Annotated in this window: 16 protein-coding genes; 5 read left to right on the top strand and 11 right to left on the bottom strand. The window is 68.2% G+C overall.

Annotated elements, in window-relative coordinates; translation table 11 throughout:
* Window positions 1-36 precede the first annotated feature (36 nt).
* Window positions 37-876: a hydroxypyruvate isomerase family protein gene (locus tag IFS44_RS14455; RefSeq protein ID WP_192098931.1), complete on the bottom strand. Its 840-nt coding sequence runs from the start codon at window positions 874-876 to the stop codon at window positions 37-39.
* Between the two features lie 154 nt (window positions 877-1,030).
* Between IFS44_RS14455 and IFS44_RS14450 the strand changes: the two genes are divergently transcribed.
* The gene (locus IFS44_RS14450) at window positions 1,031-1,306 is read left to right on the top strand and encodes a hypothetical protein (RefSeq protein WP_243845694.1); all 276 of its coding nucleotides are present in this window, start codon (window positions 1,031-1,033) and stop codon (window positions 1,304-1,306) included.
* 10 nt (window positions 1,307-1,316) lie between these two features.
* Here the strand turns inward: IFS44_RS14450 and IFS44_RS14445 are convergent, their stop codons facing one another.
* Together IFS44_RS14445 and IFS44_RS14440 are read right to left on the bottom strand one after the other, a co-directional pair.
* Window positions 1,317-1,844, bottom strand: a complete 528-nt coding sequence (locus tag IFS44_RS14445; protein WP_192098930.1) for a hypothetical protein — start codon at window positions 1,842-1,844, stop codon at window positions 1,317-1,319.
* 97 nt (window positions 1,845-1,941) lie between these two features.
* Complete coding sequence (locus IFS44_RS14440; protein WP_192098929.1) at window positions 1,942-2,202, bottom strand: hypothetical protein; 261 nt, start codon at window positions 2,200-2,202, stop codon at window positions 1,942-1,944.
* A gap of 244 nt (window positions 2,203-2,446) precedes the next feature.
* Between IFS44_RS14440 and IFS44_RS14435 the strand changes: the two genes are divergently transcribed.
* Window positions 2,447-3,565, top strand: a complete 1,119-nt coding sequence (locus IFS44_RS14435; protein ID WP_037532237.1) for a fatty acid desaturase family protein — start codon at window positions 2,447-2,449, stop codon at window positions 3,563-3,565.
* A 77-nt stretch (window positions 3,566-3,642) separates the two neighbouring features.
* Window positions 3,643-3,957, top strand: a complete 315-nt coding sequence (locus IFS44_RS14430; protein ID WP_031393859.1) for a hypothetical protein — start codon at window positions 3,643-3,645, stop codon at window positions 3,955-3,957.
* Window positions 3,958-4,134: 177 nt separating this feature from the next.
* Here the strand turns inward: IFS44_RS14430 and IFS44_RS14425 are convergent, their stop codons facing one another.
* The 4 genes from IFS44_RS14425 to IFS44_RS14410 form a co-directional block, all read right to left on the bottom strand.
* The gene (locus tag IFS44_RS14425) at window positions 4,135-5,226 is read right to left on the bottom strand and encodes an acyl-CoA dehydrogenase family protein (RefSeq protein WP_192098928.1); all 1,092 of its coding nucleotides are present in this window, start codon (window positions 5,224-5,226) and stop codon (window positions 4,135-4,137) included.
* A gap of 4 nt (window positions 5,227-5,230) precedes the next feature.
* Window positions 5,231-6,439 carry an acyl-CoA dehydrogenase family protein gene (locus IFS44_RS14420; protein WP_192098961.1) on the bottom strand — a complete coding sequence of 403 codons (1,209 nt, stop codon included), beginning with the start codon at window positions 6,437-6,439 and terminating at the stop codon, window positions 5,231-5,233.
* Between the two features lie 167 nt (window positions 6,440-6,606).
* Window positions 6,607-8,151, bottom strand: a complete 1,545-nt coding sequence (locus IFS44_RS14415; RefSeq protein WP_446740861.1) for an alginate export family protein — start codon at window positions 8,149-8,151, stop codon at window positions 6,607-6,609.
* Window positions 8,152-8,214: 63 nt separating this feature from the next.
* The gene (locus tag IFS44_RS14410) at window positions 8,215-9,561 is read right to left on the bottom strand and encodes a dicarboxylate/amino acid:cation symporter (protein ID WP_260171256.1); all 1,347 of its coding nucleotides are present in this window, start codon (window positions 9,559-9,561) and stop codon (window positions 8,215-8,217) included.
* Window positions 9,562-9,791: 230 nt separating this feature from the next.
* On the opposite strand from IFS44_RS14410, the gene IFS44_RS14405 reads away from it, so the two are divergent.
* The gene (locus tag IFS44_RS14405; RefSeq protein WP_197977881.1) at window positions 9,792-11,552 is read left to right on the top strand and encodes an ATP-binding protein; all 1,761 of its coding nucleotides are present in this window, start codon (window positions 9,792-9,794) and stop codon (window positions 11,550-11,552) included.
* A complete protein-coding gene (locus IFS44_RS14400) occupies window positions 11,549-12,886 on the top strand; it encodes a sigma-54-dependent transcriptional regulator (protein WP_031441691.1) in 1,338 nt (445 codons plus the stop codon). Before IFS44_RS14405 ends, IFS44_RS14400 begins: the two co-directional genes overlap by 4 nt.
* 84 nt (window positions 12,887-12,970) lie before the next feature.
* On the opposite strand, the gene IFS44_RS14395 is transcribed toward IFS44_RS14400, so the two are convergent.
* The 4 genes from IFS44_RS14395 to IFS44_RS14380 all read right to left on the bottom strand — a co-directional run bounded on the left by IFS44_RS14395 (window position 12,971) and on the right by IFS44_RS14380 (window position 19,359).
* Window positions 12,971-14,026: an AbrB family transcriptional regulator gene (locus tag IFS44_RS14395; RefSeq protein WP_192098926.1), complete on the bottom strand. Its 1,056-nt coding sequence runs from the start codon at window positions 14,024-14,026 to the stop codon at window positions 12,971-12,973.
* Window positions 14,023-14,685 (bottom strand): hypothetical protein, encoded by a 663-nt coding sequence (locus tag IFS44_RS14390; protein ID WP_192098925.1) that lies wholly within the window; start codon window positions 14,683-14,685, stop codon window positions 14,023-14,025. The genes IFS44_RS14395 and IFS44_RS14390 overlap by 4 nt, the downstream gene beginning before the upstream one ends.
* A complete protein-coding gene (locus IFS44_RS14385) occupies window positions 14,682-15,980 on the bottom strand; it encodes an Hsp70 family protein (RefSeq protein ID WP_166746921.1) in 1,299 nt (432 codons plus the stop codon). The genes IFS44_RS14390 and IFS44_RS14385 overlap by 4 nt, the downstream gene beginning before the upstream one ends.
* A gap of 100 nt (window positions 15,981-16,080) precedes the next feature.
* Complete coding sequence (locus IFS44_RS14380; protein ID WP_192098924.1) at window positions 16,081-19,359, bottom strand: PAS domain-containing protein; 3,279 nt, start codon at window positions 19,357-19,359, stop codon at window positions 16,081-16,083.
* Between the last annotated feature and the right edge of the window lie 29 nt (window positions 19,360-19,388).

The raw sequence follows: 19,388 nt of genomic DNA, 5'->3' as shown, positions 1-19,388 counted from the left end.
CCGGCAGTTACGAAGCGTCGACCGTCCGGCTTCCGGTCACACCGTGCAGGTCCGGACCGCCTGGGCGAGCGCCGTCAGGGGATCGCCGACCGGCACGAATTCATGCGCGAAATAACCCTGGAATTTGAGATCCGCGACGCTGCGCGCCACTGCCCGCCAGTCGACCTCCTGCGTGCCGTCGAGATTATGCCGCCCGGGAACCCCGCCGGTATGGAAATGGCCGATCCAGTCGATGTTCTTGCGGATCGTATCGATCAGGTCGCCTTCCATGATCTGCATATGGTAGATGTCGTAGAGCAGCTTCACGCGGGGCGACGCGACTTCCTTGGCGACCCGCACGCCCCAGGCGGTGTGGTCGGCCATGTAATCGGGGTGGTCGACCTTGCTGTTGAGCAGTTCGACGCAGATCGTCACATCATGATCCTCGGCGATCCGCTTGAGACGGTTCAGCCCCGCGACGGCGTTGTCGGCGCCCTCCGCGTCGGACAGGCCGCGGCGATTGCCCGAAAAGGCGATCACATTGGGGACGCCTGCCTTGGCGGCCTGCGGGATACCGATGCGGAACGCCCGTTCGATCGCCGCGTGGTTTTCCCGCCGGTTCAGGCCATTGGGGATGGTCATGATGTCGGCGGCATAGCCCATGGTGCAACGCAGTCCGTGCCGGCGCGGCACCGCATATTCGGCGGGCTGGAGCAGGTCGATGCCGTCCAGCCCGATCCGCGCCGCGGCGGCGCACAAAGCATCGAGCGGCATGTCCTGGTAGCACCAGCGGCTGACGGACTGCTTCAGCCGGCCACGCCGGGCGGGTGCCGCGGCGATCGCCGGGGTTGCGCACAGGGCGAGAGAAGAAGCGATGACAGTGCGCCGAGTAATCATGCCCGCACACTAGGCCAGACGGCCCTGCCGGCAAGCGGTATTGCACCCCGACGCCACGCGCCGCGGTCGGCATGCGACCAAGCTCTTGATCACGGGGAGATTTCGTGGTGGTCGGGGTACAAAGCGAACCTCGCTTGTCAGGGACCGGGGGCGCATGATGGAGATGCCGGCGATGTCCGACGATTATGCACGCGGACGGCGGGACGGGCTTCGTCTCGCACTCTCGATCCTCGCTGCCGAGGAGGCCAAATGGGAGGCGCTGCTCGGTGAGAGCTCCTCCTGGCGGACGAACGCAACGCGCGCGATCCGGCACAAGGCCTATCAGGTCGCCACCAAACGCGTGCAGACCGCACTCAACCGCCTGTTGCCCAAGGCGGAAACCGCGTTGCCGGCCGAGATCGCATCGATGATCGATCAGGCCGGATTATAGGGGAATCGTGTCAGCGGCGGTTGGCGTTGAACGCAGCCTTTTCGGCCTCGGTGGCGCGGCGCGGCGCGGATTCGAGCTGGGGCAGGCGCAAGGGCGGGCGTGATGGATCGCGACGGGTGGTCGTGGCGTCGGTGCTTGCCGCGCGGCGCGGGGTGGGCGTCGCAGCGGCGGCGGGCGGCACGGGCGGCGGTGCGTCCTGCAGCGCATAGGCCTTGGCTTCGACGGCCGCGAGACGGCCCTTGAGCAGGTCTATCTCGACCGTCTCGGGGGTGGTCTGCATCTCCGCGAGCGATTTTTCGAGCGCCTCGATACGCTTTTCGGCAATCGAGAGGCGGACGGACTCTTCGGTGCGGGCGATATCCTGCGCGACGCGTTGCGTCTCGGTGCGCCTGAAATCGGCATCACGCCGCGCCATCGGGTCGCGGCTGTCCGTATCGGCGCCGCCGCGCGCCCAGCGTGGCGGATCGCAGGCCGACAATGCCAGGGGCAGTGCGAGCGACGGGACGATCAGGGCGCAGCATCGGACGATACGGGTCATGTCCCAGCCCTACACGTCGTGGCCTTGAAACGTCTATCGCCCGATACCGGGCGACAGAGGTTGCAGGGGCGGCGCAACCGCCGCCCCCGCGCACTACTCAGTTGCTGTCCGAGTTGTCGTCGTCATTTTCCTTGTCGATGACGAGATATGCGACACCGGCGATCACGCCTGCGCCGATGACCAGCGGTGCGATGCTGTCCGCTGCGATCTTGCTCGAGCGCTTGGTGGCGGTGCCGGTGCGAACCGACGACGCGACCGACAGCGACTGTGCGGCGTTGCCGGTTGCCGGTGCTGCGCTCGCCGCGACGGGCAGGGCAGTCATGGCAAGCGCGGCTGCGCCAAGGATCAATGTCTTCATAAAATTCGCTTTCTCGAAAATGAGCCCGGTTGGGAACCACCGCCCTAACGATTGCGCCAGTAAAGTGTTCCTAATTCAGATCAACGATGCAGGCGGGTCTTCACGGCACCGCATGTCCGTCGCGACGGCGACGCGCAATCGGTCGCGGCCCGGCTGGGTGGTTGATTCCGGTCGTCCCGTCACCATTTTTCAGCCTGAATTCTTCTGTATCGACGACGATACGTCACCCGAAAATGGTATGATCATGGCAACCGCATTCGTCACGCCCGACCCCCTTGCTGCGACCCTGTCGCGGGCCTCGGCCGCGCTCGCGCGTCCCAAGGCGGCGCAGGCGGGACGCGAGGATATCGCGATGATCAAGGCCGCGGCGTCGCTGACGCGCGACCTGCACGCGGCGCGCCCGATCGTCTACTGGACCGATCTGATCGCGTCCGCGGGTCTCGGCTATGCGGGCATGGCGGTGGCGATCGTCGCGACGCCGGTCTGGGCCAAGCTCCTCGGCGCGGTCGTCGCGGTGCTCGCCTTGTACCGCGCGCTCAGCTTCATCCACGAACTGTCACACATGAAGCCGAACGCGGTGCGTGGCTTCACTGCGGGGTGGAACATCCTGTTCGGTGTGCCGGTGATGATGCCGTCGCTGATGTACGAGGGCGTGCATACGCTCCACCATGCCAAGACTCGCTACGGCACGAACCGCGATCCGGAATATATGCCGCTTGCCCGCGGACCCGCGGCGACGCTCGCGATCTTCGTGCTGGTGTCGGCGTTGCTGCCGATCGGGCTGATCCTGCGCTACGGCGTGCTTGCACCCTTGTCGCTGCTGTCGCCCAAGCTTCGCGAGATCGTCGTCACGCGCTATTCCGCGCTCGCGATCAACCCGCAGTTTCGCCGCAAGCCGCCCGAGGGCGCCGCGCTGCGCAGCTGGCGGATCTGGGAGACCGCGGCAAGCATCTGGGCGATCAGCTTCGTCGTGCTGACCGCGACCGGCGTGTTCCCGCTGGCCGCCTCGCTCACCTTCCTCGCCATCGTCTCGGCGATCGCGGTGCTCAACCAGGTCCGGACGCTGGTCGCGCATCTGTGGGAGAATGAGGGCGACGCGATGAGCATCACCGACCAGTATCTCGACAGCGTCAACGTGCCGCCGCCGGGCCTGCTCGCCGAGATCTGGGCGCCGGTGGGCCTGCGCTATCACGCGCTGCACCATCTGCTGCCGGGGCTGCCCTATCACGCGCTGCCCGAGGCGCATCGCCGCCTGACGGGCGAGCTTGGTGACGGGTCGTCCTATCACCACGCCAATTACTCGACGCTGTCGGGGCTGATCGTCAATCTGGTCAAGGCCTGCCGCAAGGCCGTGCGCGGCTGATCACGCCGGTATCGCTGCGCCGATCATCACGGTAAGCCCCCGCCCGGGCAGCACCCTGCCCGCGGCGGAGGCTCTACGTGTTACCCAAACTCTACCATCAGTGGATCGACTGGGTCGGCGACGGCACCGGCCTTCCCGACACCATCCTGCATATCCATGCGGGCATGGCGCTGCTGATGATCGCACGGCTGATCACGCGGCGTTCGTTCGGCACCTTCATCCCCTGGACGGTGGTCGCGGCAGGCGAGGCGTTCAACGAGATCATGGACCGGCTGAATTACGGGTCGTGGCGCTGGGACGACACGCTGGTCGATGTCGCCAACACGATGTTCTGGCCGACCGTCATCTGCCTCGGCGTCCGCCTGCGGCCCATCATCGCGCGGCGCGGCTAGCGCCGGACGCCATGCCGTCGCCCCCTCTTCCCGTTCGTCCCGAGTAGCTGCTGAGCGAAGTCGAAGCGGCGTATCGAAGGACAGGTTGGCGGATGAAACCTGTGCTTCGATACGAGCCCTCGATACGCCCCTTCGGGGCTACTCGATCTCTACTCAGCACGAACGGGAGAGCGGACCTCAGGCGGCCTTGGCGAGGTCGATATAGCGCTGGAGGTGATGATCCTCGTCGCCGAGCTGGTGGTCGATCATCACCAGTCGCTTGGCATAATGCGACACTGCATATTCCCAGGTCATGCCGATCCCGCCGTGGAGCTGGATCGATTCCTCCGCGACCAGCGCGCCCGTCCGGCCGATCGTGTATTTCGCCGCCGCCAGTGCGCGCGCGCGCGCGGTCGCATCGTCGCCGTCGAACGCTGCCGCCGCGTTGATGACGGCGGACTGCGCCTGTTCGATCTCGAGCAGCACGGTCGCCATGCGGTGCTGGAGCGCCTGGAACTTGCCGATCGGCACGCCGAACTGCTTGCGGTCGCGCAGATAGCCGAGCGTCGCCTCCTTGACGAACGCCATCGCGCCGAGCGCCTCGGCGGACAGCGCGAGCAGCCCCGCCTCGATCGCCGCATCGACGATCGCACGCCCCTGCCCGTCCGTGCCGATCCGGGCGTCCGGGCCGAGCGCGACGCCGTCGAACGTCACCTCGCCAGCGCCGCCGCCCTCGACGACGCTGTAGCGGCGGACCGACACCCCGGCGGCGTCGGCGGGGACGAGCAGGACGAGCGGATCGCCCGGCTGTTCGACGCTGACGACGAAGACCGATGCGGCGCCTGCCTGGTGCACGACCGCCTTCGTGCCGTTCAGTGTCCAGCCGTCGCCGTCGCGCGTCGCGGTCACGGGCGCTTGTGCATCCTCGTGCGCGAAGGCGGCGATCGTCTCGCCCGAGACGATTCTTGCCAGCACCGCGTCGTGCCCGCCCGCCGCAGCCAGCGCGCGACCGGCCATCAGCGCGCCGAGGAACGGCTCGACCACCAGCGCGCGGCCGAGCGCCTCGAACACCACCATGATGTCGAACCCGCTGCCACCGAACCCGCCCGCGGCCTCGTCGAACAGCGCCGAGACGATGCCGAGTTCGGTCAGTTGCTGCCAGACCGCGGGGTCATAGCCCGCGTCGCCATAGGCACCCGCGTTGCGCGTCTCGATCGGATAGCCGTCGCGGAGTGCGCGGACGAGCGTGTCGGCCAGCATCCGGCGGTCATCGCTATGCTCGAAGTTCATATGCTCAGAGACCCAATATGGCTTTGGAGATGATGTTCTTCTGGATCTCGTTGGATCCGCCGAAGATCGACAGCTTGCGGTTGTTGAAATAGCTCGGCGACGCGGTCGCCGCATCGTCGGGCCCGACCGGCTCGCCATTCCACCCCGCCTCGAGCGCCTCGGGGATATAGGGCGCGGCATAGGCGCCATAGGCGCGCCGCGTCAGCGCGGTGATCTCCTGGCGGATCTGGGTCCCCTTGATCTTGAGCATCGAGCTTTCCGCGCCCGGCGCGCCGCCGCCCGCCACCGCCGCGACGACGCGCAGATTGGTGGTCTGCATGTTGGCGAGGTCGATCTCGACGCGCGCCATCCGCGCCGCGAACAGCGGATCCTCGGCAAGCGGCCGGCCATTCTTCGTCTGCGTGCGCGCGACCGTCTTCAGCTGCTCGAACGACGCGATCGAGAAACCGACGCCGGCGATGTTGGTCCGCTCATAGGTCAGCAGATATTTGGCATAGGTCCAGCCGTCATTCTCGGTACCGACCAGATTCTCGACCGGCACCTCGACATCGGTGAAGAACACCTCGTTCACCTCCTGCTCGCCGTCGATCAGCGTGATCGGGCGGACCTCGATGCCGGGTGTCTTCATGTCGATCAGCAGGAAGCTGATCCCCTCCTGCTTCTTGGCGGCGGGATCGGTGCGGACGAGGCAGAAGATCATGTCGGCATGCTGGCCGAGCGTCGTCCAGGTCTTCTGCCCGTTGACGACATAGACCTCGCGGCCATCCCGCGTCTCGCGTACCGCGGTGGTCTTGAGCCCCGCGAGATCGGAGCCGGCGCCGGGTTCCGAATAGCCCTGGCACCACCAGTCGGAGCCGTCGAGGATGCGCGGCAGCCAATGGCGCTTCTGCTCTTCCGACCCGTATTTGATCAGCACCGGCCCCAGCATGTTGACGCCGAACGGCACGACGCGCGGCGCGTGCGCGAGCGCGGATTCATTGTCGAAGATGAACCGCTGGATCACGCTCCAGCCCGGCCCGCCCCATTCGCGCGGCCAGTGATTGGCAAGCCAGCCGCGGTCGTTGAGGATCGCGTGCCATTCCTCCATGTCGGCCTTGCGCAGCCGGCGGCCCTCGCGGACCAGCGTCGAGAGACGCGCGGGGAGTTTTTCGCGGAAGAAGTCGCGCACCTCCTCGCGAAAGGCCTCTTCGTCGGGTGTGAAGCTCAGATCCATGACCATGTGACTCCTGATGATGGAGTCCATGTGCCACAGTCGATCGCAAAATTGAAGGACCGGTATGGTCGGAAGGACGGAAAATACGGGCGGGTGCGACGCAGGTTAATCCTGACGGTATCGCGTGCCGTCACGATCCTCCCCCGCCAGGGGGAGGATCTAGGTCATCAAAAGCGGTAGCTGAGCCAGCCGGCGAGGAAGTCCGAGTTCTTGTACCCGGCGCGGGTCAGTGACGACCCCGCGATCAGATGCTCGTAACGGCCGGTGAAGGACAGCCGCGACGAGATCGGATAGACCGCCTGGAAGCGGATCGTGTCGGCGATCTTGCTGCCCGACACATTCTGCGTGCCGGCAAAGGCGCTGCCATTGGCGCGGTACACGGCGTCGTTCTTCGAATCGCGCCACGACAGCTGATATTCCGCAGTCAGACGCAGCTTGTCGAGCACGGTGAAGCTGACGTTCGGCGCGACCGCGATCAGGTTGGTCGGCGTCGCGAACAGCTGATAGCTGTAATAGATGTTGTTGCCGAACGGCGCGAGCGCGGTGCGCAGCGTGCCGTTGCCATAGGCACCACCACCGCTGGCATAATCCGCATGGAAGCCGACGCGCGGCGCGTTGCGCCCCTTGCCGAGCTTGTAGGTCTGCGCGAGCAGGATCAGCCACGCCTTGATCGAGCGGTTGTCATAGCTGCCGCCCTGATAATTGACGGTCCAGTCGAGATTGACCGGCCCCGCATCGCCCCAGAAATGCAGGCCGTAGAAATTGCGGACCTCGCGCGCATTGTCCGTGCCCCAGACCGCGTTGCGGTTGCGCAGCCGCCAGAGGAACGGATCGAGATAGAGCTTCGACCCGCCGAGCAGCGTGTCGGGGAGGACGACGCCGGTCGAGATGCCCGAAAAGCGCCGTGCGCTTTCCGCATCGTCGTCGCGCGTGCCCTGCGTGCCATAGGCGGTCGGCTTGAAGTCGAACACGTCGGCGCGCACGCCCGCGGTCCGCGCCCAGGCGCGAAAGCCGTTGAACCCGAAGTACAGCGTGTTGTTGTCGCGCGGCACGACCATCAGGTTCGGGCCGTCGGCAAAGGTCTGGCGACCATAGCGGACCCCGACATCGACATCGGCGACGGTGCCCGTCAGGTCGACGAACGCCTGCTGCACCGCGAGCTTGTTGCGCAGGTTCGGCAGCACGTTGCCGAGATTTTCACCCTCGAGCGTGCCGTGCGCGACTTCACCGTAGAAGCGCAGATGCTCGCCGACATGCAGGTCCGCGCCGCCGAACAGGCGAAGGATGTCCTGCCGCTGCGCCTCGCTGTCGCGCAGATTGGGGTTGGTGGTGTGGTTGACGCGCAGCCGCGCCTCGCCCGACAGCGTCAGGTAGACGTCGCCGTCGCCCGCGATCGAGATGAATTTCAGCTGGTCGATGATGTCCTTGCGCTTGGCCGGGTCGCGCAGTTTCGACCAGTCCTCCGCCCAGCGTGACTGGTTGTAGCCGCCCGCGGTGACGCCGTCGCCGACCGCGGCATTGGGATAGCTCTCGGCGATCGGCGAGGCCGCGCTGGTGCCGGCGGCGTCCTTGGACACGGGACCGAGCCGTTCGCGCGCCTTGGGCGGTGCGCTTTCGGGAGCAGCCTGTTGCGGCGCGGCCTGGGCGAGCGCCATTGCGGGAAGGGTCGCGACGGCAAAGCCGGCCGCATGGCGCACGCGGCGCATCATCATCGAGGTCATAAAAAAGCTATCCGGTACTGATCGCGGGGCCGGCCAACGCCGGCCCCGTCGGGATCATGCGGCAGGAGCGGCGGCGGTCGTGATCGGCGCCGGCGCGAGTTCGGGCAGCTGGCCCGACAGCGCCGCGTTCAGCTTGTCGCGGTCGAGTGCACCTTCCCAGCGGGCGACGACGATCGTCGCGACCGCGTTGCCGATGAAGTTGGTCAGGCTGCGGCACTCGCTCATGAAGCGGTCGACGCCAAGGATCAGCGCCATGCCCGCGATTGGCACGGTCGGCACGATCGACAGCGTGGCCGCCAGCGTGATGAAGCCCGCACCGGTGACGCCAGCGGCGCCCTTGGACGAGATCATCGCGACGACGAGCAGCAGCAGTTCCTGGCCCAGCGTCAGGTCGGTGTTCGTCGCCTGTGCGATGAACAGCGCGGCCAGCGTCATGTAGATGTTGGTACCGTCGAGGTTGAACGAATAGCCGGTCGGCACGACCAGCCCGACGACCGACTTCTCGCAGCCCGCAGCCTCCATCTTCTGGATCAGGTTCGGCAATGCGGCTTCCGACGACGAGGTGCCGAGCACCAGCAGCAATTCGGCCTTCAGATACTTGATCAGCTTGAAGATCGAGAAGCCCGTCAGGCGTGCGACGGTGCCGAGGATGACGACGACGAACAGCGCCGCGGTCAGGTAGAAGGTCGCGACCAGCGCGCCGAGATTGGCGAGGCTGCCGATCCCGTATTTGCCGATCGTGAACGCGATCGCGCCGAACGCACCGAGCGGGGCGGCGCGCATCAGGATGCCGACCAGCTTGAAGACGATCAGGCTGAGACGCTCGAGGAAGTTGAGCACCGGCTTGGCAGGCTCGCCGACCAGGCTCAGCGAGATGCCGAACAGGATCGCGATCAGCAGGATCTGCAGGATGTTGCCGTCGGTGAACGCGCTGACCATCGTGTCCGGGATGATGCTCATCAGGAACCCGGTGATCGTCGTCTCATGCGCCTTGACCGTATAGTCGGCGATGCCCTTGGTATCGAGCGAGGCGGCGTCGATGTTCATCCCCGCGCCCGGCTGGACGACATTGGCGACGATCAGGCCGACGATCAGTGCGAGCGTCGAGAAGAACAGGAAATAGGCGAACGCCTTGCCCGCGACGCGACCGACCGCGCCCAGTTCCTTCATCCCGGCGATACCCGTGACGAGCGTCAGGAAGATCACCGGGGCGATGATCATCTTCACCAGCTTGATGAACGCGTCGCCGAGCGGCTTCAGCGCCGCGCCGTACGTCGGATAGAAATGCCCGAGCGCTGCACCCAGCGCGATCGCGATCAGCACCTGGATATAGAGCTGGCTGGTCCAGCCTTTGCGTGCCGGCGTTTCCGCGACCGCATATGTCTGGGATGGTAGGGTCAACATCGCCTCCTGAAAGTCTCGTCCACTCACGCGGGACGTTAGTGAGGGCGGTAATGCCGGGCCGGACCCCGGACTACAAGTGATCACGTCAAGCACGTCAAACCCTTGGATTCGCGTGAGTTTGCTCCGTACCGATGCTTCGAATGTGCGGAAAATGCACATTTTTGCCGATGGCGTCACACGAATCTGTGTGATAATCCGCACAGATGAGACGGGCTCGATCCTCGCTGGTGACGACCGCGTTGGCGGTGCTGATGGCGTTCGCCGCGCTCAGTGTGATCGTCTCGGTGGTCGCCTCCGTCTATGGCCGGCGGACGGTGGCGGATGCGACCGCCGCGGTCCGGCTCCGGGCGATGCAACAGACGCGCAGCAACCTGCGGCTGCTCGAGGCGGAGCTGCAGACCTACCGCCTGCTCCCGGTCATGCTCGGCGAATATACCGATGTCCGGGCGGCACTCGCGTCGGGCACGGTCGATCCTGCGCTCAATGCCAAACTCGCGCTGCTTGCGGCGCGCACCGGTGCACCGGTCATCTACGCGCTCGATACGCAGGGGATGACGATCGCCGCGTCGAATGCGGACCGCCCCGACAGCTTTCTCGGCCATGATTATCGCTACCGCGACTATTTCACCAAGGCGATGGCGTCGGGCGCGACCGAGTTCTTCGCGCTGGGCAGCGTCAGCGGACGCCCCGGCCTCTATCTCTCGCGACGGATCGACCGCGCGGGACGGCCGCTCGGCGTCGTCGTCGTCAAGGTCGAGTTCGACCGCATCGCACAGGCCTGGATCCAGGATCACATGGCGACCTTCGTCGTCGATGCGGACGGCGTGATCCTGATCTCCAGCGATCCGCGACTCGAGTTCCACACGACGCGCGCGCTGTCCCCTGCACGGCGTCGGACACTCGCGCAGACGCGGCAGTTCGGCACGCTGCCGCTGCTCCGCGCACCGCTGACGCTGGCGGACGACCGGTCGCGGCTCGGCGACGGGACGCCCGCGGTGACGGTGTCGCTGCCCGTGCCGATCGCGGGCTGGCATCTGGTCCATATGGAGCCGCTCGACGCCGCGCTGCGCAGCGCGGCCGTGCGGACGCGCTCGGCGACGACGATCGCCGCGCTGGCGACGATCGCGGCGATGCTCGGCGCATGGTGGCTGCATCAGCGCCGCAAACGCAACGCGGGTGCGCGCGCCGAACTCGAGGCCGAGGTCGCACGCCGCACCGCCGAGCTCAGCGCCACCGCCGACCGGCTGCAGATCGAGGTCGAGCAGCGCGAGGCCGCCGACCAGCGCTTCCGCCAGGCACGCGAGGAGCTCGCCCATGCCAACCGCGTCGGCTCGATCGGGACGATCACCGCCAGCGTCGCGCACGAGATCAACCAGCCGGTCGCCGCGATCCGCACCTTTGCCGACAATGCCGCCGCGTTCCTCGCGCGCGACGAACCCGCGCGCGCCGCGACCAACCTGCAGGCGATCGTCGAGCTGACCAGCCGGATCGGCACGATCACGGCGGGGCTACGCCGCTATGCCAGGCGCGGCGCGGGCTCGATCGGCCCGGTTGCGCTCGACGCGGCGATCGATGGCGTCCGCCTGCTGATCGGCGACCGGTTCCGGGCGAAGGGCGTGACGCTCGACCTGCCGAGCGGGCCCGAGGCGCGGCTGACAGTGATCGCCGGCCGCGTCCGCCTCGAACAGGTGCTCGTCAACCTGCTCCAGAACGCGCTCGACGCGGTTGCCGAGCGGCCCGATGCGCGCGTCGACGTCACCGTCGGGCGCAAGGGCCGCGACGTCGTGCTGACCGTTGCCGACAACGGCCCCGGCATCGATCCCGGCATCGCCGACGACCTGTTCACCCCGTTCGCGACCAGCAAGACCGACGGCCTCGGCCTCGGGCTCGGCATCGCGCGCGACATCATGACCGAGTTCGGCGGCACGCTCGACCTCGTCCCTGCTCCACGAGGCGCCGTCTTCCGCATGATCCTGGTAAAAGCATGAGCGAGCAGAGCGTCCTGCTCGTCGACGACGACGACGTGCTGCGCGGTGCGCTCGAACAGTCGTTCGAACTCGCCGGCATCGCGGTGATCGCCGAGCGCGACCCGACTGTCGCACTCGCGCGGATCGATGCGGGGTTCGACGGCGCGGTGGTGTCCGACATCCGCATGCCCAAGATGGACGGGCTCGAGCTGTTCCGCCGGATCGCCGCGATTGACCACGAGATCCCGGTGCTGCTGATGACCGGCCACGGCGACGTCGCGATGGCGGTCGCCGCGCTCAAGAACGGTGCGTTCGACTTCATCCCCAAGCCGTTTGCGACCGACCATCTGATCGCGGGCGCCCGGCGTGCGCTCGAGATGCGCCGACTCGTCCTCGACAATCGCCGGCTACGCGCCGCCGCCGAGGAGACGATCGGCGCCGAGCCGCTGATCGGCGAGACCCCGGTGATGGTCCGGCTGCGCGAGACGATGCGCCAGATCGCGCAGGCCGATATCGACGTGCTGGTCGAGGGCGAGACCGGGACCGGCAAGGAACTCGTCGCGGTGCTGCTCCACCGCTGGAGCAACCGCCGGTCGCGGCCGTTCGTCGCGGTCAACTGCGCCGCGCTGCCCGAGGCGGTCGCGGAGATCGAGCTGTTCGGCCATGACGGCGATTCGCGCCTGCCGCGCACCGGCCGGATCGAGGCGTCGAACCGCGGCACATTGTTCCTCGACGAGATCGAGAGCACCTTGCCTGCGGTCCAGGCCAAGCTGCTCCGCGTGCTCGAGGAGCGCGAGGTCATGCCGGTCGGCGGCGACCTGCCCCGCGCGCTCGACCTGCGGGTGATCGCGGCGGCGAAACCCGGGCTCGACCAGGCGGTAGAGGATGGCCGGTTCCGCGCCGAACTGCTGTTCCGGCTCGACGCGGTGCGGTTGCGCATCCCGCCGCTGCGCGAACGGCGCGACGACGTGCCCTTGCTGTTCGGGCATCTGCTGCACCAGGCCGCCGAGCGGTTCGGGCGCGAGGTGCCGACGATCGACACCGCGACGCTCGCCTATCTCGGCCAGCATGACTGGCCGGGCAATGTCCGCGAGCTCGACAATCTGGCGAAACGGCTGGTGCTGCGCGTCGAGGCGGATGCGCCGGCGGACGAGGATGGTGACCTGCCGCTCCCCGCGCGTGTCGACAAGTTCGAGGAAGCGACGATCCGCGCGACGTTGCACCAGGTCAGCGGCGACGTCCGCTCCGCGCTCGCCGCGCTCGGCATCCCGCGCAAGACCTTTTACGACAAGCTCAAGCGCCACGAGATCGACGTCGAGGCCTATCGACCGACCAAGTCCCAACCGTCATCCTGACGAAAGTCAGGACCCAGGGTTACAGGGGTAGCGGTCGTGGCTCTGGGTCCTGACTTTCGTCAGGATGACGGCGGTATGGCTACCCTAAGTCGGAATGACCGGCACCACCCCGCCCTGCCGCGTCGCCACGAACCGCGCGAGCGGCGGTCCGATCAGCAGCACGCCCAGGAACCGCATCACCTGCAACGCCATCACGAACGGCACATCGACCGGGCTCGACGCGGCGATGATCGCGACCGAATCCATCCCGCCGGGGCTCGACGCAAGATAGGCGGTGACCGGGTCGATCCCCGCCCAGCGCGTCAGCGCCGCCGCGATCCCGCCACAGAATGCGATCAGCAGCCCGACCGACAGCAGGATCCGCGGCATCGCCTTGCCCGCCACGCGGAGCGTATCGCGCGTGAACGACAGCCCGATCTTCCACCCGACCACCGCATAGCTGATCGCGAGCAGCCATTGCGGCAGCACCGGCTGCGCAACCCCGGTGACGTTGAGCACCCCGCCCAGCACGAGCGGTCCGAGCAATGCGCCCGCCGGCAGCCGCAGCTTGACGCCAAGACCCGCGCCGACTCCCGCGATCGCCACCGTCCGCAGCACCGCAACCGGATCGACGCCCACGAACCACGCCGCGGCCAGATGGTGCCCGCTCCCGCCGCCGACCATCACCGCCGCCAGCACCGAGGCGACGACCGCGACGCACACGACGCGGGTATAGGTCATCACCGCGACCAGCCGCGAGTCCGCGCCGTACGCCTGCGCCATCAACACCATCGCGCTCGCCGCGCCCGGCGTCGAACCCCATACCGCGACCGTCCCCGGCAGCACCTGCCAGCGGCTGAGCAGATAGCCGAGCACGCTGCTGGCCGCGAGCGTCGCGACATTGACCGCGAGGAACACCGGCCAGTGCTGCGCGACGGTCGCGACAATTCCGGTGGTGATCGACCCCGCGATCAGCGTCCCGACCGCCGCCTGTGCGCCGCGAAAGGCGAGGATCGGCACCCCCAGCGAGCCGCCGCGCACCGCGAGCACGACCGCCGCGATCATCGGTCCGAGCAGCAGTCCGGCGGGCAGTCCGATCCATTCCAGCGCCCCCGCCACCAGCGCCGACAGCGCGACCAGCAGAGCCCAGCGCCAGATCATGCCTTTGTCGCGAACCAGATCACGTGACGCGCCCCGCCCTTGCGCGTCGCGCGTGCGACGATCTCGTCGACCGCGAACCCCGCCTCGTCGAGCCGCCTCGCGAACGGCTTGCTCGGCGCCGACGACCAGACCGCGAGCACCCCGCCCGGCCGCAGCGCCGCGCGCGCCCGCGCGAGCCCCGCCGCGCCGTAGAGCCGGTCGTTCCCCGGCCGCGAAATCCCGTCGGGACCATTGTCGACGTCGAGCAGGATCGCATCCCACTCCCCGTCTGCGATCGCCGCGGCGACATCGCCCTCGAAGATCCGCGTGCGCGGGTCGGTCAGGCTGTCGCCGTGCAGCGCCGCCATCGGCCCGCGCGCCCATTCGACCACCGCGGGCACGATCTCGGCGACCGCCACCTCGGCATCGGGCCCGAGCCGCGCGAGCGCCGCCCGCAACGTGAAGCCCATGCCGAGCCCGCCGATCAGCATCCGCACGCCCGGCCGCGCGCCGATCCGTTCGCACGCCTGCTCCGCCAGCGCCTCTTCCGACCCGCTCAGCCGGCTGTTCATCAGCTCGTTCGCGCCGAGCATGATCGAGAATTCCGCGCCGCGCTGGAGCAGCCGCAACTCGCCGCCGCCCGGCACCTGCGCCGTCCCGAGAAGAACCCGCGGGATCACGCAGACCACGCCGCGATGTCGTCCTGCTCACCGATCAGCGCGAGGCCGTGCGCGATCGAGGTCAGCTCGCCGCCGCTCATGATCGCCGCCTCGCCGAACCGCTCGACGAAGATCTGCCGCACCCGCGGGATCAGCGACGACCCGCCGGTCAGGAACACGCGGTCGATATCGCCGCCGCCGACCTTGGCCGCCGCCAGCGCCTGGTCGACCGTCGCCTCGATCCGTGCGACGTCGTCGGCGATCCAGCCCTCGAACTGTGCGCGCGTCACCTCCGCCTCGATTTCCAGCCCCGCGCCCGCAAAGTGGAAATGCGCGTCCTCGCCCTGCGACAGCGCGCGCTTCAGCGTGCCGACCGCGTCGTACAGCGGATAGCCGAGCTCGTTCTCGATCACCGCGATCATCCGCCCGATCGCATCCGGGTCGATCGCGGTCTTCTGCAACCGCTCGAGCTCGGTCATCGTCTTGCGGTTGCGCATCAGCGCGAGCCTGGACCAGTCCGCGAAATCGGCGAAATAGGCGCGCGGGATTTCGAGCTCCTTGCCGAACGACTTGTACGCGCCGCCCTTGCCGAGCATCGGCAGCACCAGCCGGTCGAGGATGCGGTAGTCGAACCGGTCGCCCGCAATGCCGATGCCCGCATGGCCGAGCGGCGTACAGCGTCGCGCCGCCCCCGGCTCGGCGACGCGCACGACCGAGAAGTCGCTCGTGCCGCCACCGAAATCGGCGACCAGGATCGTCGCAGGCTCGGTCAGCCGCGTCGCATAGCTGTACGCAGCACCAAGCGGTTCGTAGACATAATGGATCTCCGCGCCGAAGCCCTTGAACATCGCGTCGTAGCGCGTCCGCGCGAGCGCCTCGTCGGGCCGCGCGCCGGCATATTCGACCGGCCGCCCGACGACGATCCGCTGCGGCCGCGTGTCGAGCCTGCCGCCCGCATGCGCGATCAGCTTGTCGAGGAACAGCTTGCCCATCTCCTCGAAGCGATAGCGCTTGTCGAAGACCGAGGCCTGCTCGAACGTCTTCATCGCCGCGACCGACTTGAACGACTGGATGAACCGGCTGTCGAGCGGATATTCCATATATTCCGCGATCGCCCACGGCCCCGCATCGACCGCTAGCCCCTTGCCGCTGTCGTCCTGCCAGAAGCAGAGCGCGGAGCGGAACACCGGGCTGGTCTCGGCGGGGGCGGCGAAGGTCACGAGCTCGGGCGTGCCCCCGGGCGTCCCGAGCGCCACGACGCTGTTGGTCGTGCCGAAGTCGAGCCCCAGTGCGGGACTCGCGGCTGGCGTTTGCATGAAGGTCTCCGGGAGCGGGTGGCGCCTGCCTATGCCGACCGGGGCCCCAGGATGGCAACCGGTAAAGTCGCGTAAGACGCGTCTTCGCGCTCGCCCGGGGTCAGCGCGCGACCATCTCGCGGATCCGTTCGGCGAGCATGTCGAGCGCGAACGGCTTGGTGATCATCTCCATCCCCGCACCCAGAAACTCGCCGCGCACCGCCGCCTTTTCGGCATAGCCGGTGACGAACAGGATGCGCAGATCGGGGCGATGCCGCCGCGCGACCTCGGCGAGCTGGCGCCCATCCATCCCGGGCAGGCCGACATCGCTGACCAGCAGGTCGATCCGCCGCTCGCTTTCGAGGATCGGGATCGCCGCGCGCGCGTCGCCCGCCTCCATCACGCCGTAACCGAGGCTGCCGAGGATATCGACGATCAGCATCCGCACCGCGACATCGTCCTCGACCACCAGCACGCATTCGCCGTCCGCGCGCGGCAGGTCGCGGTCCGCGGTCGGCACGCTGGCCGCCGCGGTGCCGTGGAAGCGCGGCAGGTACAGCTTGACCGTCGTGCCCTTGCCCTCCTCCGAATAGATCCGGACATGCCCGCCCGACTGGCGCGCAAAGCCATAAATCATCGACAGGCCGAGCCCGGTGCCCTGCCCGATCGGCTTGGTGGTGAAGAACGGGTCGAACGCCTTCTCGATCACCGCCTTCGACATGCCCGTGCCGGTGTCGCTGACGCCGATCGCGACATAGTCGCCGGGCGCCAGATCCCCGATCGCCTCGGTATAGTGCGCGTCGAGATGCGTGTTCTCGGTCTCGATCGTCAGCCGCCCGCCCTCGGGCATCGCGTCGCGCGCGTTGATCGCGAGGTTGAGCAGCGCGCTTTCGAGCTGGTTGGCATCCGTCGTCACCGGCCAGGTCGCGTCCTGCCGCCGGATCTCGAGCCGCGCATTCTCGCCGAGCGTCCGTGCGAGCAGATCCTCCATGTCGGCGATCAGCCGGTCGACATCGGTCGCCTTCACGTCGAGCGACTGGCGCCGCGAAAAGGCGAGCAGCCGCTGCGTCAGCCCCGCGGCACGTTGCGCGGAGACCGTCGCCGCCTCCAGATAGCGGTCGACCTTGTCCGGGCGCGGTTCGGGTACGTTGCGCCGGACCATGTCGAGCCCGCCCAGGATACCGGTCAGCATGTTGTTGAAATCATGCGCGATGCCGCCGGTCAGCTGGCCGACCGCCTCCATCTTCTGCGCCTGGCGCAGCGCATCCTCGGCGCGCGCGAGCTGTGCCTCGCGCTCCTTGTCCGCGGTGACGTCGCGCCCGACCGCGTTGATCATCCCGTCGCCCGGCCGCGCCGCCCAGCTGATCCAGCGATAGCTGCCATCCTTGTGGGCATAGCGATTGTCGATCCGCGCGACCGCCTCGCCGCGGGCGATCCCCGCCGCGGCCAAGCTGGTATGCGCGACGTCGTCGGGGTGGAGCAGCGCGAAGAGCTGGCGTCCGACGATCTCGTCCATCGACCAGCCCAGCATGTCGGTCCAGGCGGGATTGGCGGCGACGATCGTGCCGTCGAACTCGGCGCGCAGCATGATGTCGGACGACAATTCCCACAACCGGTCGCGGTCGGCGGTCGACACCTCGACGGCTTCGGCCAGTCCCTCGTTGATCGCGCGCAGCTGGCGCTCCGCCGCCTTGCGCGTCGACTGGTCGAGGATCGCGCCGATCATCCGCGTGGGCGCGCCGTCCTCGTCGCGGATGACATAGCCGCGGTCGAGCACATCGGCATAGCGGCCGTCGGCGCAGGCGAACCGGTATTCGTCGGTCCAGTCGCTGTCCTGCCCGTAAATCACCGCATCGATGCTCGCATGGATCCGCGCGCGGTCCTCGGGATGGACCTGGTCCAGCCACCAGTCGCCGGTCGACTTCGCATCGGGCAGGACATGGCCATAGGCGCGCGTCAGCGCCTCGTTCCACAGCACCGAGTTGCTCCGCAGGTCCCAGTCCCAGATCGCGTCGTTGGTCGCGCGGCTGGCGAGCCGCAGCCGCTCGCTCGTCTCGCGCAGCGCCGCCTGTGCGCGGCGATCGTCGCTCATGTCGACGACCGTCCCGACCAGCCGGATCGGGATATCGCCATCGAAGAACGCGATGCCGTGCGCGACGATATGGCGCTCGACGCCGTCGCTCTGGCCGATCGTGCGATATTCCGAATCGAACATCCGCGTGCCCCGCGGATCGAGCGCGGCGGCGACTTGCGCATCGGCAGCTGCGCGGTCGTCGGGGTGGAGATTGGCGAGGAAGGCGGACTCGTACTCGACCGGGGCGCCCGCCGGGATCCCGAACAGCGCGCGGCACCGGTCGTCCCAGCGCAGCATGCCGTCCGCCGGACGATAGTCGAACCGCCCCAGCCGCGCGACCCGCGTCGCCAGTTCCAGCTCCTCGCGACTTTCGGACAGCGCCACCTCGTTGCGGCGGCGCTCGCTGATGTCGTTGAACAGCACCGCGACATGATGCTGCTCGGGCGCATCGACGCGGTAGGCATAGACCTCGAACCAGCGATCCTGCAGCGCGGAGGCGGGATCCTCGAACCGCAGCGGCTCGCCGGTCGTCGCGACATGGCCGTACAGGTCGAACCAGCGCTGTTCCATGTTTGGCACGACGTCGCGGATCGTCCGCCCGATCATGTCGTCGAGCCCGGTGTTGCGCGCGAACGCCCGGTTCACCTCGAGGAAGCGATAATCGTACGGCGCGCCGTCGGCGAACAGCACCTCGATCACGCAGAACCCCGCATCGATCGATTCGAACAGCGAGCGATAGCGTGCCTCGCTCGCCTTCACCGCGATCTCACCGCGCACCCGGTCGACCGCGTCCGACGTGCGCAGCGCGACGTCCTCGACCAGCGCGATATCCGCCCTGGTCCAGTCGCGCGGCGTGGCCTCGTGCAGGTACAGGACCGCCGCCAGCCGCCCGTCGCGGAGCAGCGGCGCGGCGATCAGCGCGCCGACGCCGGCCTGCGCCCAGCACCGCGCGGTCGCCGGATCACGCGCGCGTGCGTCGGTCGCGCAATCGTCGACGATCACCGTGTGCCCGCGCCGCAGATCGGCGACCACGCCCGCGCCCAGTGCCGCGTCCCCGTCCCCGTCCCCGTCTCCGTCTCCGTCTGGCGTCGCGGCGAGGCCGGGCAGCGTCCCGTTCGACCAGTCGCTGACGCCCCGGGTCATCGCGCCGTCCGCCGACACCTCGTCATAGCCGCAGCGTGCGACGTCGAGATGCGAGCCCAGCGCCGCGGCGGCCGCCGCCATGATGTCGTCGGGCCGCGCCATCGTCCGGAACAGGTCGACCAGCGCGAGCTGGAACGCCTGTCGCGCGAGCAGTTCATCACGATCGAGCAGAGGGGGACGCATAACCTATGTGTGCCCGGAGAGACCGGGGA

This window comes from Sphingomonas sp. CFBP 13706, from assembly GCF_014842355.1.
GTDB lineage: Bacteria > Pseudomonadota > Alphaproteobacteria > Sphingomonadales > Sphingomonadaceae > Sphingomonas > Sphingomonas aerolata.
Note: the sequence above shows the minus strand (reverse complement) of the source record. Positions and strands in the feature narration are given on the sequence as shown.